The sequence below is a fragment of the Methanolobus sp. ZRKC5 genome, from assembly GCF_038446525.1.
Taxonomy (GTDB): Archaea; Halobacteriota; Methanosarcinia; order Methanosarcinales; family Methanosarcinaceae; genus Methanolobus.
The window spans coordinates 2,426,132-2,441,112 of the sequence record NZ_CP151792.1 but is presented as its reverse complement, the minus strand read 5'-3'; the positions used below and the strand labels follow the sequence as shown (position 1 = coordinate 2,441,112).

The following is a 14,981-nucleotide window of genomic DNA, read 5'->3' as shown; positions in this document are numbered from 1 at the left end:
GAGATTGGTGAATCAACTCAGATATGCTCTCATGTAAAAGCTCCATATTATAAGTGTAACTGACCCCGCAATTACAATTGCGATGAATGACAACAGTGCTGTCCTGAATAACTCCGGTGAACCGCTGATCTTTATGTAAAGTGGTTTGCTGAGAGTGCTGACAAGCCCTGCGAGTATTGCGGTCTCAGCGGCAGTCTGGACCGACAGGTTTCCTGTGAATGCCAATGCTGCAACTGAAGCTGTCACAGCAGAACTGCTGACAATTCCACCAAGTGCTGTTGCATAAGCTCCTCCTGCTCCTGCATACTCATTTGCAAAGTTTGCAATTATGAGAAGTATTGTGAAAACCGCACCGAATTTGAATGCCGGACCAAGGGCAAAAGGTGATCCGATCTCAATACTTTCTTCAATGTTCAATGTCTTCTTCCATTTCAGTATTACAAAAACCATGGCAATGATTCCCATTACTATGAAAGGTGGTGCCATCATTGATGCGGTCTTTGCACTTGGATCCGCTATCAATGCTATTATTGTGTTGCTTATGATCATTGAAACAACAGAGAGCATCGCACCAATGTGGATAGAATCCTTAAGTATTGGTCTTTTTCTGGATAGTCCTGACAGTGCGGCTATTGTAGCCTCACTGTTTATGAATCCTCCAAACAGGCCGGAATAAGGAATACCTCCTTGTGGTCCCATCTTCTTCAGGGACAGGTAGCTTACAAAACTGATGAACGATACAAGCACAACGATGAGTATGGATTGCTTTAGCCTTATGATCCCATAGATAGGTTCTTCCGGAACGATAGGATAAAGGACGAAGGCGACTGCAAGGAATTTTAGTGCACTATTAATGTCACCTTCTGAGAGATGTTCTGCAAATGAGTGCAGGGGTTTTTTCTCTATCAACAGGAAAGTCAGTATCAGAGCCGTAACTATTGCTATCAGATATAGTCCCTGGGCGACGATTATTCCTAAAAGGTATGTACAGAAGAGTGCAATTGCAGTTGTGAGACCTGATTTCCCTTTTAGTACGTTGATCATATATATGAGGGATGCTGAAGAAAAGGCAGCAAGCAGGGTTGTTACAACAAGTATCCAGATACCAATGTATGAAGCGAGGAAAGTGGCAAGAGTGCCTGTTATACAGGTTATTGCAAAGGTCCTTACACCTGCAAATATCTTTTTGTCCGCACGCCAGTGTTCTCTTTCAAGGCCTATAAGTATCCCTATCATCAATGAAAGTATTATCTTTTCCAGGAAAACAACATGTACAGGGTCGATGTCCCATTGGATGACCTGGATCGTAATAATCTCTCCTTGATAGAATACATATCAAATACTGCTCTGTCTAATATTATATAGAGGATTTCGATATTCCCTCATTTTAGATCATTAAAGTATTCAAACTCAATTATATCCTCTCATTTTTTATCATTTTGTTTATTTCTCTTCATTAATCCTTATTTTTAGTATAGCTCCCGCTATCCTAAATTACTCCTTTGGTTTTTAGTGTCCTCAATTGATGCAGATTAAAACAAAAAGCTGTCATCAACATTTTTGCATTCACTCTTTCTACAGTTGTAACAAGAACCTTTCTGGTTTTAAATATTTCTTTTGTCACTGCATACACTCTTTCGCAAGGGACTCTTTTCACACTTATTCTTTCATTTCTGAGGATATCCATTATTCCTAAAGGATGTCCTCTTACAGCTCGTTGCATTGTTGCTGCAAAACCTTTTGCTATTGCTCCAAAATATCCTTTATCTCTATACACCACTTCACCCTTTTCAGACAGATCAACCTGTGAATCGTGAAGTGATGCAGTTGTTGTCTCAAATCTTCTGATTAGTTCATAATCCTTATCAATAATTGTATGAAGTTTGTATCCAAAGTGAGATTTACCATTTTTCTTAGTCCAGGTTCCATCTTTGCTTCTTCTTGTTTTCGCATCTTTTCCTCTGAGTACATCTGCTTTTGCATGTCCTGGATCTGAGTGAATAAAAGTTGCATCCTGGATCATTCCTTTTTTAATCTTCAAACCAAGAGCATCAAGCTGATTCTGCATTTCATCCCACACCGCTTTTTCTTTACCATTGTCGATAATTCTCTTCCTGAATGACCAGACAGTTGTACTGTCTGGTACATATTCAGGAAATCCCAGGAATTTCCTAAAGGATATCCTGTCAATACACTGCTTTTCAAGCTCAGCATCAGAAAGACCATGCCATTGTTGCAGAACAAGCATCTTGAACATTACAATAACATCAGCTTCAGGCCGTCCGCCTGAAGCTGTTCTGTTTATGTACATTGACTCCAGAATAGGGCGAAAAGGCTTCCAATCTACTAAATATTCAATTTCAGCAAGCTTATCTCCGACAGATTGGAGACGCTTATATTCTTCATTTAAGGCAAAATCAGTAAAAGAATCCATAATAGTAAATTTGCTTTGCTATTATTTATATTTTATTAAATTGTATGGGTATTGATGGTAGTTTATCGAAATCCTCTATAGTATATTATATTCACTGTATATACTTTTATACCTGCTTAACCCATTGTTAATTAGGATTGGGTAATATGCCATTGGTCAATAAAAAGAAATGTACAGCATGCAAAAAGTGCGTTAAGAAATGTCCGGTGGATGCAATTAAAATGGTAAAAGGGAAAGCCATTATTATAGACGAAAAATGCATCAACTGTGGAAAATGCATAAAGATCTGCCCTGTAAAAGCAATTCTTAAGGACAGGGAAATAGTGAAATTTAAGATTCAATCAAAATTAAAAGCAGTAAATAGTTCTCTTTCCGGATATAAGAGTAAAAAGGCAAAGAAGCGCCTTATTAAAAGTCAAATGCGACAACTGAAAATGCAGCAGAAGGTCCTTCAGGAAACGATGAAAGGATTGAAACGCATAAAGTTATAATAAGTTAAAGAGGGGAGATAGTTGTCATCGAACATGCTTGTTAAGAAGTACTCCTTAGTTGCATCGCTTGGTTTTTTGTTCGGTCTGGTATTTTGCATGACTGGCCTTCTGTTTGCTATGGTGAGCAGACTTAGTCGTAATTCCAGTCCGGAAGTTATACTGACAGTTTGCTTCCTTCTGGGGGCCGGGATATTGTTCATTCTTGCAGGCATCATTCTTGCGGGCATGCGCCAGCGATTTTCACGAAGTTATTCGTTCATAACAGGTATATTGCTCTCTGTAACCGGACTTCTTATTTTCACATTCTCTTTCCCTGAAAGCTGGACATACCCAAAGGTGTCCTATGTGATAATGTTCTATTCAGTGGGTATTTTTCTGTTACTGATCAATATTTTTGTCAATTACTTCCTGCAGGCCTTTACAGGCACAGAAACGCAAGCAACAGTGGCACAGAAACAAAAGCCTGATATCAGTAATGAATATAGTCAATTTAATGATCGTTCCGTACTTGCAACCTTTGCGGGTATTATGGTGACTAATATAACATCAGGTTCCTATGAGCCTTCCTTCCTTACTGATACCAATGGAAGATATGACCATTTTATTGTAAACGATAAAGTTTCTGAAGAAAAACAGCCAGAGCCACAAATAATGGGACAAACTGAGGAAACTATGATCCCTGAGAAAAACACAATTCATAATCCTTCAATTAATGCAGAGATGAAAGAAAATGTTCATTTTGAAGATGATAGTTTCAATGAACCAACAGCTATGGAAACGACACAATTTCCCGAAATAGTTGATGTTTTGGAAACAGAGGACAATGGACTGCCTGAAGATGGTTCAGATGAAAATGTTGAGCCGACTTTTGCGCCTGTAACGGAAACCAGGGGATTATCAACTACAGTCGTTCCTGTTATTCCGTTCTCTGAATTCCGTTCTCTGGAAAAGACCAATATCAAGGCAACTGATACGATGCGTGAAGCAGCGCACAAGATACTCATGTTCCACTTCGGAGTAATGATAGAGCATGAGAGGGGTACCAAAGTTGGAAAAGACATCGAAGAACTGCACGACATGCGGGTTGCTGCAATGCGTATGCGTTCTGCAGTTGAGGTCCTTGAGAACTACCTTGAAATGAAAAAGATGTTCTCTCATTATAAGAACGTCAAAACTACAAGAAGAGTACTTGGTTCTGTACGTGATCTGGATGTTTTCCTTGAGAAGATCGAACATTATCTTGAGGATAAGCCACCTGAAAGCAGAGCAGAAATGGACCCACTTGTAGATTCCATTCTGATCGAAAAGGCAAAACAGCGTGGTAGCATGCTTGTATATCTGGATGATGTCAAATACAACAAGTTCAAGAAGAACTTTGCTGCTTATCTGCTGAATAAAAAGTTCTGGAAAATGAAGTCTGTAAAGAAGAATAGAGAACCTGTTCCAGGCAGGGTCATGGATGTGTTACCTGTTCTCTTGTACACACAGTTTGCGGCTGTAAGGGCATATGAAGAGCTTGTTTCTGATGAAACAATGATCGATCCGGATATTGAAAAATATCATCAGCTCAGAATTGATGTGAAAATACTACGCTACACTCTTGAGTTCTTCAGGGAAGCACTTGGTTCTGAATCCAGGGACCTGATAAAGGATTTGAAGGCACTTCAGGATAATCTGGGGGATATGCATGACACAGTGGTTGCACTAGAACTTCTTGGGAACTTTGAGAAATATGGTAGGTGGGGTGAAACGGATAAAAAGAAGGTGCCTGTTTCAAACGGACTTGGGGATTATCCGGGTGTTGATGCTTATATGGAATACAAGAAACAGGACCTTCAGAACCTGATGAATTCCTTCCCGGAAGTTTGGTCCAGGGTCATTGATCCTGATTTCAGTATAAGGTTCTCGCAGGCAGTAGCAGGTATCTATAATTCCTGAAGAGGATTCCTTCAGACTGGTATTGGCTATAAAAATCTATATTGTACTATGTATGACTATATATGAATCTGTATAAAGTGCTATATAATAGGATAGCTGTAGTTTTATTAAAATACGACAGTATTCTTACGTTTTCAAAATTTAAAAAACTGATTCTTATGTCCAAAGAAGTAGATGATTATATCAACAGGGAAATAAGCTGGCTTTCATTTAATGAAAGAGTCCTTCAGGAAGCAAAAGACCCACAAGTCCCATTACTGGAACGTTTGAAGTTTCTTGGTATTTTTTCTTCGAACCTTGACGAGTTTTTCAGTGTAAGGGTTGGGACTCTGCAGCGCATGATAGATGCGGGGGTGAAGTCCAAAGCTGTGGTTGGAGTTGCACCGAAAAAAGTCATGAAACAGGTACATAAAACGGTACTGACACTGCGCGATGATTTTGATAAAGTGTTCACTGGATTAACAAAGGAATTGGCAGAGCATAACATCTTCATTGTTGATGAAACACAACTCGATGGTAGCCAGAAAGCTTTTGTTAAAGAATACTTCCTGGAAAAAGTAAGGCCACGTCTCATTCCTGTCATACTGAAGGATATCCCCGATTTCCCTTATCTAAAAAATCAGGTTCTTTACCTTTTAATTGATGTCCAGAAAAAATGGGATCCACAAACTTCAAAATTTGCTCTTATCGAGGTTCCTGCTGATGTACTCCCCCGATATATAAATCTTCCAGATTCAGGCGACAGGAAATGTGTCATAATGCTGGATGATGTGATTCGTTTTGGTCTTGATGACATTTTTTCAATTTTTGATTATGATTCAATCGCTGCGTATACGATCAAGCTTACACGGGATGCTGAACTCGACATTGATGATGATGTAACTAAAAGTTTCTTTGAAAAGGTATCCGCGAGTCTTGAGGAAAGAAAAAAAGGCCAGCCCGTTCGTTTTGTTTATGACAAGGACATGCCTTACTACCTGCTTGATTTTACTCTGAAGAGGCTGGGTATCGAAAATTTCGAAAATCTTGTTCCCGGTGGCAAATATCATAATGCAAAGGATTTCATGAGCTTTCCCAAAATTGGTTCGGATTCCTTCTATTATGAGCCAAAACATCCTTTGCCACATAAATACTTCGTAAGTCACAAGAGTCTCTTTAGTGCTATAAAGGGGCATGATATTTTGCTCCATTATCCATATCAATCCTTTGATTATTTCATCGATCTGCTAAGAGAGGCAGCAATTGACCCGCATGTTTCAAGCATAAAGATCACTCTTTACAGGGTTGCCAAAAATTCCAATGTTATCAATGCACTTATTAATGCAATTAAAAACGGCAAAACTGTTACTGTTGTAATTGAGCTTCAGGCAAGGTTTGATGAGGAATCTAATATTTACTGGACCCAGAAACTCGAAGATGCGGGTGCAAGAATAATTGATGGCGTACCTGGTCTGAAAGTACATTCAAAACTTTGCCATATTACCAGGAATGAGGATGATGTTCCTGTTCGTTATTCATGTATCGGCACAGGTAATTTCAATGAATCTACTGCAAAGCTCTACTGTGACCATATGCTTATGACTGCAAATCCTGATCTTACGTTTGAAGTGGAAAAGGCTTTTGATTTCTTCAGTCATAATTATAAAGTATATGAGTACAAACATCTCATTGTTGCTCCCCTTCAAATGCGCAAGACGTTCAAAAAATATATTGAAAATGAAGTAGATAATGCAAGATCAGGGAAGCCTGCGTACATTCATGCTAAGATGAATAGTCTTGTGGATAGCGAGATGATCAATAAATTGTATGATGCCAGCAAGGCCGGGGTCAGGGTAAAACTGGTCATCAGGGGTATATGTTCACTTGTTCCTGGTGTTAAAGGGCTCAGTGAGAATATCGAGGTCATCAGCATCGTTGACAGATACCTTGAACATTCACGTATTTTCATTTTCTGCAACAATGATGATGAAAGATATTTTATTTCATCAGCTGACTGGATGGTAAGAAATCTTGACAGACGTGTGGAAGTTGCAACCCCCATATATGATAGGTCTCTTCAGGAAGAGTTGAAAGAATACATGAACATACAGTTTATGGACAACAGAAAGGCGAGAATAATCAACGACCTTCAGGATAATAAATACAGAACAGATGGGGAAAAACCCTGTCGTACTCAGAACGATATTTATGATTTCCTTGAAAGGCAATTGAACAATGGAGATGTTTGATGAAATTTGCGGCTATAGATGTTGGTTCGAATGCGGTGAGGTTGCTTTTGTCAAGAGTTGATTCTGAAGGCGTAGATCCAGTTTATGAAAAGATATCCTTTATGCGAATGCCCATCCGCCTTGGTGAAGATGCATTCGTTCATAATAATATATCCCCGGAAAAGGTTTCTCATCTTGTAAGTACAATGATCGCATTTCGACATCTTATGGATGCATATGAACCAATTGATTTTATGGCATGTGCAACTTCAGCAATGAGAGAGGCTGAAAATAGCGATGAGATCGTTTCTTTGATAAAGAAAAAAAGTGGTATTGACCTTAAAGTTATAAGCGGAAGGAAAGAAGCAAAAATAATTTATTCAAATCGTATAGAAAAACTACTTGGAAGCAGTGATTCGACCTATCTCCACATTGATGTGGGTGGTGGTAGTACTGAATTGATACTCTTTAAAGGCGGGAAGGTTTTTGCCTACAGGTCATTTAATATCGGTACCATTCGAATGCTTGAAGGCATTGTTACAAAACATGATTGGAATGAGATGAAACGCTGGGTGAAAAGTGTGACCCGTGATCACATGCCAGATTATGCTATTGGAAGCGGTGGCAATATCAACAAGCTCTTTCGTATGTCCGGCAGGAAGGATGGTACTCTTCTAATGGATAAGGATATTAAGGATCTTAATAAATATCTTAAAGGTTTTACACTGGAGCAGCGTATAACAAAAATAGGTCTGCGTCCGGACAGGGCTGATGTTATCGTACCTGCTTCAAAAATATATTATTCTGTTATGAAATGGGGCAATATCAATCATATGCATGTACCTCAACTGGGTCTTGCAGATGGTATCATACACGTTTTGTACAAAAAGCATAAAGAGAGTTATATATAATTCAGCTGAATATATATCTTATTTTGTTCATAGAACTAGAAAGCTTGTTTAATGGCGACAGTATCTATTTCTTACCTTTTCTCTATTTTTTTTATGTTTATTCATCGCCATAGAATGAAATCCCATGTTCATAATATATAAATACTGATTTAATAAGATTCCATAGCATGGAAATAATTCCATGATAGAGTTACTTCAAATTCATGGGACTTAACTAAAACCTGGTAGATCATATGGAGGAGTTTGACAACAATAGTAGATGCCTGTATCTTGGGATAGACGTGGGTATGTTCAAAACATCGGTTTGCACCAGCGATGGTAAAAAATTCTCTGAGAGAACTGCAATAGCTTTTTTGCAGAAAGATAGTGAAGACCCTGAAGAGAGCATACTATCCGGAAAAGAGGCTGTGGCATTGGAAAATGGCACTATCCAATACTTCCTTAAAAGTGAATTGAAAGAAGAAGATGATGTTCTTCATTTTAAGAAGTTTTTAAAACACTTTCTTAATAAACATGCTGTTAATCCTGCTAAAGATAGTACCTATGCAATGATAGGTGTTCCTTCAAATGCTGGCAGGGAATACAAAATCAAGCTTCTGGAGCTTTTCAGTGAGATATTTTCAGGTGCAATGGTTGTAGATGAACTTTTTTGCATAGCTTACAAAAAATCGCTTCTGGAAGGGGGACTAATAGTGGATATAGGTTCTCATAAAACAGACATTTGCGTTATTAACAGCAATATCCCGCAAGAAGATGATTGCCTGAGCCTTCCATGTGCCGGAAAAAATATCGATAGTGAAATAGTCAAGCTTATCAATGAAAGATGGCCGGATTCAAGGATCACAGAAGAACTTGCTATGGGTTGGAAAGAAGAGTATGGATATCTTGGTTCTTGTTCAGATCAATGTGTTGTAGACATTCCCCTTGAAAATGGCACTATTCAGGAATCAATAGCTGAAGAAATGCAGATCTCATGTGAGTTTGTGTTAACTGATGTTGTTTCAGGGATTACCAGGATGTTATCCGATGTGGATCCTGAGATACGTGAGTCCATACGGAACAATATCCACATATTTGGAGGTACAAGTAATCTGCCTGGCCTTGGTACCTTTATTGAGCACGAACTTAAAGAGCTTGGTGGAGGTAAAGTTTTCCTTGACTTAGACTCTACGTTTGGTATTTCTGAAGGTGCACTGGAACTTGCCAGAAACATGCCGCTGGAATTCTGGCAACAACTACGTGCCGGGAAACAGGATAAGGAATTGATATTATGAACTCATCTAATTGGTCAGGGGGAAAAAAGAAGTCTGAAAAATCATCTAAGGTTTTCACTCCGAATATTTATAGAAAACCCATTGCAACAGATGATAGGGAAAAGGGGGTAGCACAAGATGTATCTTCCTCCAGTCCGCAAAACTACATGCCAGGGGATAATTCAGTTCATGTCCCTGCAAATCAGGAATCTGTTCACAGTGTGCCGGAATCAGAGATAGAGTACCTTGTCCAAAAAGAGTCTGTGCTTTCTGAAATAAAAACGCGCTATGAATCCGATATCAGTGAATATGAGGAAAAACAGAAAGAACTTGATGAACTCAAAAGTCAATTTTCCGAACAGGAAAAAGTGCTTAGGAATAAATGCGCGATAATTAAGTCTGCTGTGCAGAGGGCTGAAAGGTCCATCCCTCCTGAGCAGACAGCAGAACTCGAAAAGAAGATTACTGCATTTGAACAAAAGCGTTCTGTGTTTGAAGTTCAGGCTAAAGAGTTTGAAGACTCAAGAATTGGATATGAAAAAGAACTTGCTGAGTACACTTCAGAAATGGAAGAATTATCTTCCCTAAGATCGGCCTACGATAATGAGCTAAAACAGTACAAGCAGCAGAAAAATGAGCTTGATGAAAAATGCCGGTCTTTAGAGGAAAAACTTTCAGCAGGTGAGGAAATCTCCCTTGAGCTGTCAGATATTACTTATCCTGCAGCCGTTGAGGCCATAAAGTCCAGTTATTATTCTGAATTGAAAGAGCTCAATCGCAAGCGTGCGGATATTGAGACACTCAGGTCTGAACTTGAGGATGAAGAAGCACTACTCACTGAAAAACGTTCTTCAATAGGGATAATAAAAGAAAACATACATACAGAGCTCGTTGAACTTGGTCCAAAGACAGATGAACTTGAAGCTTCCAGGCTAAAGTATGAAGAAGGCGTAAGGGCTCATAAGGAGAAGGAAATAGCTTTCCAGAACGAGGTTAAGGCTCTGGAGGATAAGAAAGCCGAGCTTGTGGGTGAGGATGAAAAACTCATGTTAAAGCATGAGGAAAATATCCAGCTTCACAAAGAAAAGGAACTTGCTTTCCAGGATGAGATGAAGGCTCTGAAAGAGAGGAAAACCGAGCTTGAAGCTGAGGATGAAAAGCTAAGGTTTAGAAGTGAGGAAAATACAAGACTTGAAGGGAGTATGGAAAAAACTCTTGCAGAGATGGAATCCAAAAGAAAAGAGCTTGAAGAAATGGTTGAGAAAACTAACAATGAAATTGGTAACCATGTCACTATCCATCGTCAGAATCTTGATATCAAGAAGCTCAATAACAAAATGGAACAGCAGACTATCTATATACAGAGTCTTGAAAACTCGATCTCAGGTCTTAAAATGAGTCTTGAGGAAGCAAAGTCTGATGTTAAAAAGAATGAGGTATTTTCTCAGATCCTCAAACAGAATCTGGAATTAATAGGATGATATGTGTGCCTCAGTACTCATAGGGTTCATCATATATCAGATTTGGTTTTATCATCATTGGCACACAAGTTCAAATTAAATATCAGATGACTTCTTTAATCTCGTCAACTATTTTTTTGGCAGCCATTTCAGGTTCATCTGACTGGTAAATACTCCTGCCAACGATTACCCAGTCGGCACCTGCTTTTATGACATCGGAAGCTGTGCCGCCCTGTGCACCCACTCCGGGTGAGATTATTGAAAGCTTGTTTCCTATTATCTTCCTTATTTCAGTAACACGCTGCGGACGGGTTGCAGGTGCAACGACACCTGAAGCATCTGCATCGGCTGCCATTTTTGCAATGCCTTCTCCAACCTGTTGCATGAAATCAAGGGCACCTGGGTGGCTCATTTCAGTAACTACGAAGATATCTTTTTTCTGCTCTTTTGCAAGTTTAACAGCTGCTTCAAGACTGTCATGTCCTGTGAATCCCTGGACAATTACAGCATCAGCACCTGCCTTGAATACCTGTTCGCAGATAAGCCGGTTCGTGTTTGGTATGTCAGCAACCTTGAAATCCGCAATTATAGGTGCGTATTTTGATAGCTGGCCTATTATTTCCATTCCAGTTGCAAGAGCCAGAGGGTAGCCAATTTTGATTGCATCCACATATTCGGCAACTTTTTCGGATATCTTTATGGCTTCTTCCCTGTCTGTGACATCAAGTGCAAGTATAAGTCTTGTGTTCTTTTCCATGTAACTGCTCCTGGATATGTTTTTTACAAATTTGCAAGTCTGCTTCTTGCTGCAGCGACCATGATCGGAAGTGTTATTGTTGCATCTGAGTGGACGGTTACTGAGCGTGCGGTTTCGCTGACCTTGCCCCAGGAACGTGCTTCATCGAGGGTTGCACCGCTGAGTCCGCCTGTTTCCGGTGTGTCCATTGTAAGCTGTATGGCATACTCGAATTCCTGATGAGTGACTAGCATTGACTGGAAGATATAGTTCTTCGGGACACCGCCACCGATAAGCACTGCTCCTGGATTCTTTGCCTCGTAGCAGTGATCGATTATCTCTCTCATGTCTGCAAAAGCATCAACGTTCAGTGGGTTTTTCTGCTTGTAGAGCCATGCCTGAAGTCCTATCATTGAGTCCTGTATTGCAGGACAGTAGACAGGAACGTTCATGTCGGCTGCAGCCCTTAATATCGAATCCTTGTCATCTATATTGTTTCCAAGATGTGTCATTAATTCTCTGATAGAGATGGTCTCAGGACCTATATCTGATAGAATTGCTTTCAATTTCTCTTCAAAATCAACAAAGTAAGGCTCTGGAAGGTAGACATCGTATATCCTGTTTATCTCATCGTGCTTAAGTTCGATATCATCACAGTCGGCACAGCCCTTGTAGTGATGCAGTCCCATCGATTCAACTATCTCATGCACCATGTTGGCACCGGTGGTTACCAGCACGTCAATATAACCATCTTTTATGAGGTCTGTAACTATGTCCCGCATTCCCGCAGGCACCATTGCACCTGCCAACCCGAAGAAACTGGTAGATCCCTTGGCAAGCATCTCGGTATAAATATCAGCAGCATCAGCTAGTTTTCCAGCACCAAAAGCGCAGCCATCAATGGCATGTACAAGTTCGTCAACGCTCATGTTTTCGGTAATCTTAGCCGGTCTGATAGGATTCTGAAGTTTTTCTTCTTTTGAATGACAATGTTCCATTTGAAAGCCTCGTATACGCTGTTTTACAGCAACAATGTTCTTTAAGGTTTCTTCGGCAATGTATGTATTTTTAAATTATTTGAAGGAAAACAAGTAGGGTGTTATCTTCTATTGTTTGTTTTATTGTGTGGAAGAGTATGCAAGGTTCAAATTCAAGACATTTCATGTGGGTAAGGGGATATAGGAACTCTATTTTTTTGTACGCTATTTGTCATGGACATAAACAGTGAAAAATATTTATGCGTGGTTGTTGTATCTTAATATGCAAACCTACTCAGGAGTTACTTTTAAATATGGATGTTTTAACAAACAGAGAAATAGTATCAATATTTTTATCCATATTACTCATTATAATAATTTTGTCCATAAAGGAAGCAAGAATTTCGTTTTTTCAAGTCATTAAATCTTTTTTTAAAAGAATAATATTTTCGTATTTCTTCTGGTATTTCGTCTACCTATCTTTGTTTATATATCTCCTTTATTACTTTGAATTGTGGGATATAAGTGACCTTAAAGAAACAACAATATGGTTTATTTTTTCAGGGTTACCAATTGGTATATTTGTTGCAATGAATAACTTAGAACATGGTTTCTGGAAAAGATTAATTCTGAAAAATATAAAACTAATAACGCTTGTAGAGATTATTATTATTATTAGTTCATTTTCATTGGTTGTTGAGATATTCATAGCCGGGATTATAGGGCTTATATTATTGATGAACGCCGTATCTAAATCCGATGAATTATATAAAAATGTAGAAAAATCCCTGAACATAATTTTATGCATTCTTGGTTTTTTATACTATCTTATTCTTTGTATAGATCAGTAAGTGAAATACATTCAATTGGATATGTTAGTTATTTGAAAAGTTTTTTGTTCCCTGTAGTTTATTCAATAATATCAATACCTTACATGTACCTTTTTAAAGTCAGGGTTGTGTATCATGATCTTTTCAGGAGGCTAGAACATGGAAAAAAACGAAGTAAAGGACTTAACTTGTTAATCAAACTACATTTGCTTCTATTTTGTAAGATTAGTCTCAAAAAGTTGCAAATGGCTGCAAATATGGGTAATTGTAATTTAATGTTAATATCGTCAACAGATGACCTAGATAACATGATTAAAAAATATAAGAGAGGATTTCGAGAAACTACCATCAATACTCATACAATTTAATAAAATTTAAATAATAGCAAAGCAAATTTACTATTATGGATTCTTTTACTGATTTTGCCTTAAATGAAGAATATAAGCGTCTCCAATCTGTCGGAGATAAGCTTGCTGAAATTGAATATTTAGTAGATTGGAAGCCTTTTCGCCCTATTCTGGAGTCAATGTACATAAACAGAACAGCTTCAGGCGGACGGCCTGAAGCTGATGTTATTGTAATGTTCAAGATGCTTGTTCTGCAACAATGGCATGGTCTTTCTGATGCTGAGCTTGAAAAGCAGTGTATTGACAGGATATCCTTTAGGAAATTCCTGGGATTTCCTGAATATGTACCAGACAGTACAACTGTCTGGTCATTCAGGAAGAGAATTATCGACAATGGTAAAGAAAAAGCGGTGTGGGATGAAATGCAGAATCAGCTTGATGCTCTTGGTTTGAAGATTAAAAAAGGAATGATCCAGGATGCAACTTTTATTCACTCAGATCCAGGACATGCAAAAGCAGATGTACTCAGAGGAAAAGATGCGAAAACAAGAAGAAGCAAAGATGGAACCTGGACTAAGAAAAATGGTAAATCTCACTTTGGATACAAACTTCATACAATTATTGATAAGGATTATGAACTAATCAGAAGATTTGAGACAACAACTGCATCACTTCACGATTCACAGGTTGATCTGTCTGAAAAGGGTGAAGTGGTGTATAGAGATAAAGGATATTTTGGAGCAATAGCAAAAGGTTTTGCAGCAACAATGCAACGAGCTGTAAGAGGACATCCTTTAGGAATAATGGATATCCTCAGAAATGAAAGAATAAGTGTGAAAAGAGTCCCTTGCGAAAGAGTGTATGCAGTGACAAAAGAAATATTTAAAACCAGAAAGGTTCTTGTTACAACTGTAGAAAGAGTGAATGCAAAAATGTTGATGACAGCTTTTTGTTTTAATCTGCATCAATTGAGGACACTAAAAACCAAAGGAGTAATTTAGGATAGCGGGAGCTATACTAAAAATAAGGATTAATGAAGAGAAATAAACAAAATGATAAAAAATGAGAGGATATAATTGAGTTTGAATACTTTAATGATCTAAAATGAGGGAATATCGAAATCCTCAAGAGTATATTGTCCCAAGATACGTCACTTAAAAACGAATAAGTAGTTAGACTTTACCCTAAAATGTACCGATTCTATTTTGATGATTAAACTCTGGTATCTCCAACCTTTCCCTAACATGCTCATTCAAACAAAATAGCTTCTCAACTTCAGCATTCTTCTTCATATAACGCAAAGTACCATTAGAGAATTCCATATCTCACCAACATAAGAATCAGTTATCTCCCTGTCCACACTACATAATCTAAATATCACATGAATCCAATATTTC

12 protein-coding genes are annotated in these 14,981 nt (G+C 38.4%); 8 read left to right on the top strand and 4 right to left on the bottom strand.

What is annotated here, in order from left to right; genetic code table 11:
• Window positions 1-12: 12 nt before the first annotated feature.
• Complete coding sequence (locus tag WN948_RS12060) at window positions 13-1,248, bottom strand: MgtC/SapB family protein (protein ID WP_342306468.1); 1,236 nt, start codon at window positions 1,246-1,248, stop codon at window positions 13-15.
• 241 nt (window positions 1,249-1,489) lie between these two features.
• Window positions 1,490-2,434: an IS5 family transposase gene (locus WN948_RS12055; protein WP_342303665.1), complete on the bottom strand. Its 945-nt coding sequence runs from the start codon at window positions 2,432-2,434 to the stop codon at window positions 1,490-1,492.
• 146 nt (window positions 2,435-2,580) lie between these two features.
• Between WN948_RS12055 and WN948_RS12050 the strand changes: the two genes are divergently transcribed.
• The 6 genes from WN948_RS12050 to WN948_RS12025 all read left to right on the top strand — a co-directional run bounded on the left by WN948_RS12050 (window position 2,581) and on the right by WN948_RS12025 (window position 10,715).
• Window positions 2,581-2,925: a 4Fe-4S binding protein gene (locus tag WN948_RS12050; RefSeq protein WP_342304445.1), complete on the top strand. Its 345-nt coding sequence runs from the start codon at window positions 2,581-2,583 to the stop codon at window positions 2,923-2,925.
• Window positions 2,926-2,946: 21 nt separating this feature from the next.
• Window positions 2,947-4,863, top strand: a complete 1,917-nt coding sequence (locus tag WN948_RS12045; protein WP_342304444.1) for a CHAD domain-containing protein — start codon at window positions 2,947-2,949, stop codon at window positions 4,861-4,863.
• A gap of 158 nt (window positions 4,864-5,021) precedes the next feature.
• Entirely contained in the window at window positions 5,022-7,091 is a 2,070-nt protein-coding gene (ppk1, locus tag WN948_RS12040) for a polyphosphate kinase 1 (RefSeq protein ID WP_342304443.1), read from the top strand.
• On the top strand, window positions 7,091-7,981 hold the full coding sequence (locus WN948_RS12035; RefSeq protein ID WP_342304442.1) for an exopolyphosphatase: 891 nt from the start codon (window positions 7,091-7,093) through the stop codon (window positions 7,979-7,981). Before ppk1 ends, WN948_RS12035 begins: the two co-directional genes overlap by 1 nt.
• A gap of 233 nt (window positions 7,982-8,214) precedes the next feature.
• The gene (locus WN948_RS12030) at window positions 8,215-9,255 is read left to right on the top strand and encodes a rod shape-determining protein (protein ID WP_342304441.1); all 1,041 of its coding nucleotides are present in this window, start codon (window positions 8,215-8,217) and stop codon (window positions 9,253-9,255) included.
• Window positions 9,252-10,715 (top strand): hypothetical protein, encoded by a 1,464-nt coding sequence (locus WN948_RS12025; protein WP_342304440.1) that lies wholly within the window; start codon window positions 9,252-9,254, stop codon window positions 10,713-10,715. Before WN948_RS12030 ends, WN948_RS12025 begins: the two co-directional genes overlap by 4 nt.
• An 82-nt stretch (window positions 10,716-10,797) precedes the next feature.
• On the opposite strand, the gene pyrF is transcribed toward WN948_RS12025, so the two are convergent.
• A complete protein-coding gene (gene pyrF / locus WN948_RS12020; protein ID WP_342304439.1) occupies window positions 10,798-11,451 on the bottom strand; it encodes an orotidine-5'-phosphate decarboxylase in 654 nt (217 codons plus the stop codon).
• Window positions 11,452-11,474: 23 nt separating this feature from the next.
• A complete protein-coding gene (locus WN948_RS12015) occupies window positions 11,475-12,428 on the bottom strand; it encodes a deoxyhypusine synthase (protein ID WP_342304437.1) in 954 nt (317 codons plus the stop codon).
• A 293-nt stretch (window positions 12,429-12,721) separates the two neighbouring features.
• Between WN948_RS12015 and WN948_RS12010 the strand changes: the two genes are divergently transcribed.
• Window positions 12,722-13,258, top strand: a complete 537-nt coding sequence (locus WN948_RS12010; RefSeq protein WP_342304436.1) for a hypothetical protein — start codon at window positions 12,722-12,724, stop codon at window positions 13,256-13,258.
• Between the two features lie 382 nt (window positions 13,259-13,640).
• Window positions 13,641-14,585 carry an IS5 family transposase gene (locus WN948_RS12005; RefSeq protein ID WP_342303665.1) on the top strand — a complete coding sequence of 315 codons (945 nt, stop codon included), beginning with the start codon at window positions 13,641-13,643 and terminating at the stop codon, window positions 14,583-14,585.
• Window positions 14,586-14,981: the final 396 nt, after the last annotated feature.

Bases quoted from the DNA above. Each gene is read 5' to 3' on its own strand.
- WN948_RS12010 (WP_342304436.1), top strand. From the start codon at position 12,722: ATGGATGTTTTAACAAACAGAGAAATAGTATCAATATTTTTATCCATA.
- WN948_RS12050 (WP_342304445.1), top strand. From the start codon at position 2,581: ATGCCATTGGTCAATAAAAAGAAATGTACAGCATGCAAAAAGTGCGTT.
- pyrF (WP_342304439.1), bottom strand. From the start codon at position 11,451: ATGGAAAAGAACACAAGACTTATACTTGCACTTGATGTCACAGACAGG.
- WN948_RS12055 (WP_342303665.1), bottom strand. From the start codon at position 2,434: ATGGATTCTTTTACTGATTTTGCCTTAAATGAAGAATATAAGCGTCTC.
- WN948_RS12035 (WP_342304442.1), top strand. From the start codon at position 7,091: ATGAAATTTGCGGCTATAGATGTTGGTTCGAATGCGGTGAGGTTGCTT.
- WN948_RS12015 (WP_342304437.1), bottom strand. From the start codon at position 12,428: ATGGAACATTGTCATTCAAAAGAAGAAAAACTTCAGAATCCTATCAGA.
- WN948_RS12025 (WP_342304440.1), top strand. From the start codon at position 9,252: ATGAACTCATCTAATTGGTCAGGGGGAAAAAAGAAGTCTGAAAAATCA.
- ppk1 (WP_342304443.1), top strand. From the start codon at position 5,022: ATGTCCAAAGAAGTAGATGATTATATCAACAGGGAAATAAGCTGGCTT.
- WN948_RS12030 (WP_342304441.1), top strand. From the start codon at position 8,215: ATGGAGGAGTTTGACAACAATAGTAGATGCCTGTATCTTGGGATAGAC.
- WN948_RS12005 (WP_342303665.1), top strand. From the start codon at position 13,641: ATGGATTCTTTTACTGATTTTGCCTTAAATGAAGAATATAAGCGTCTC.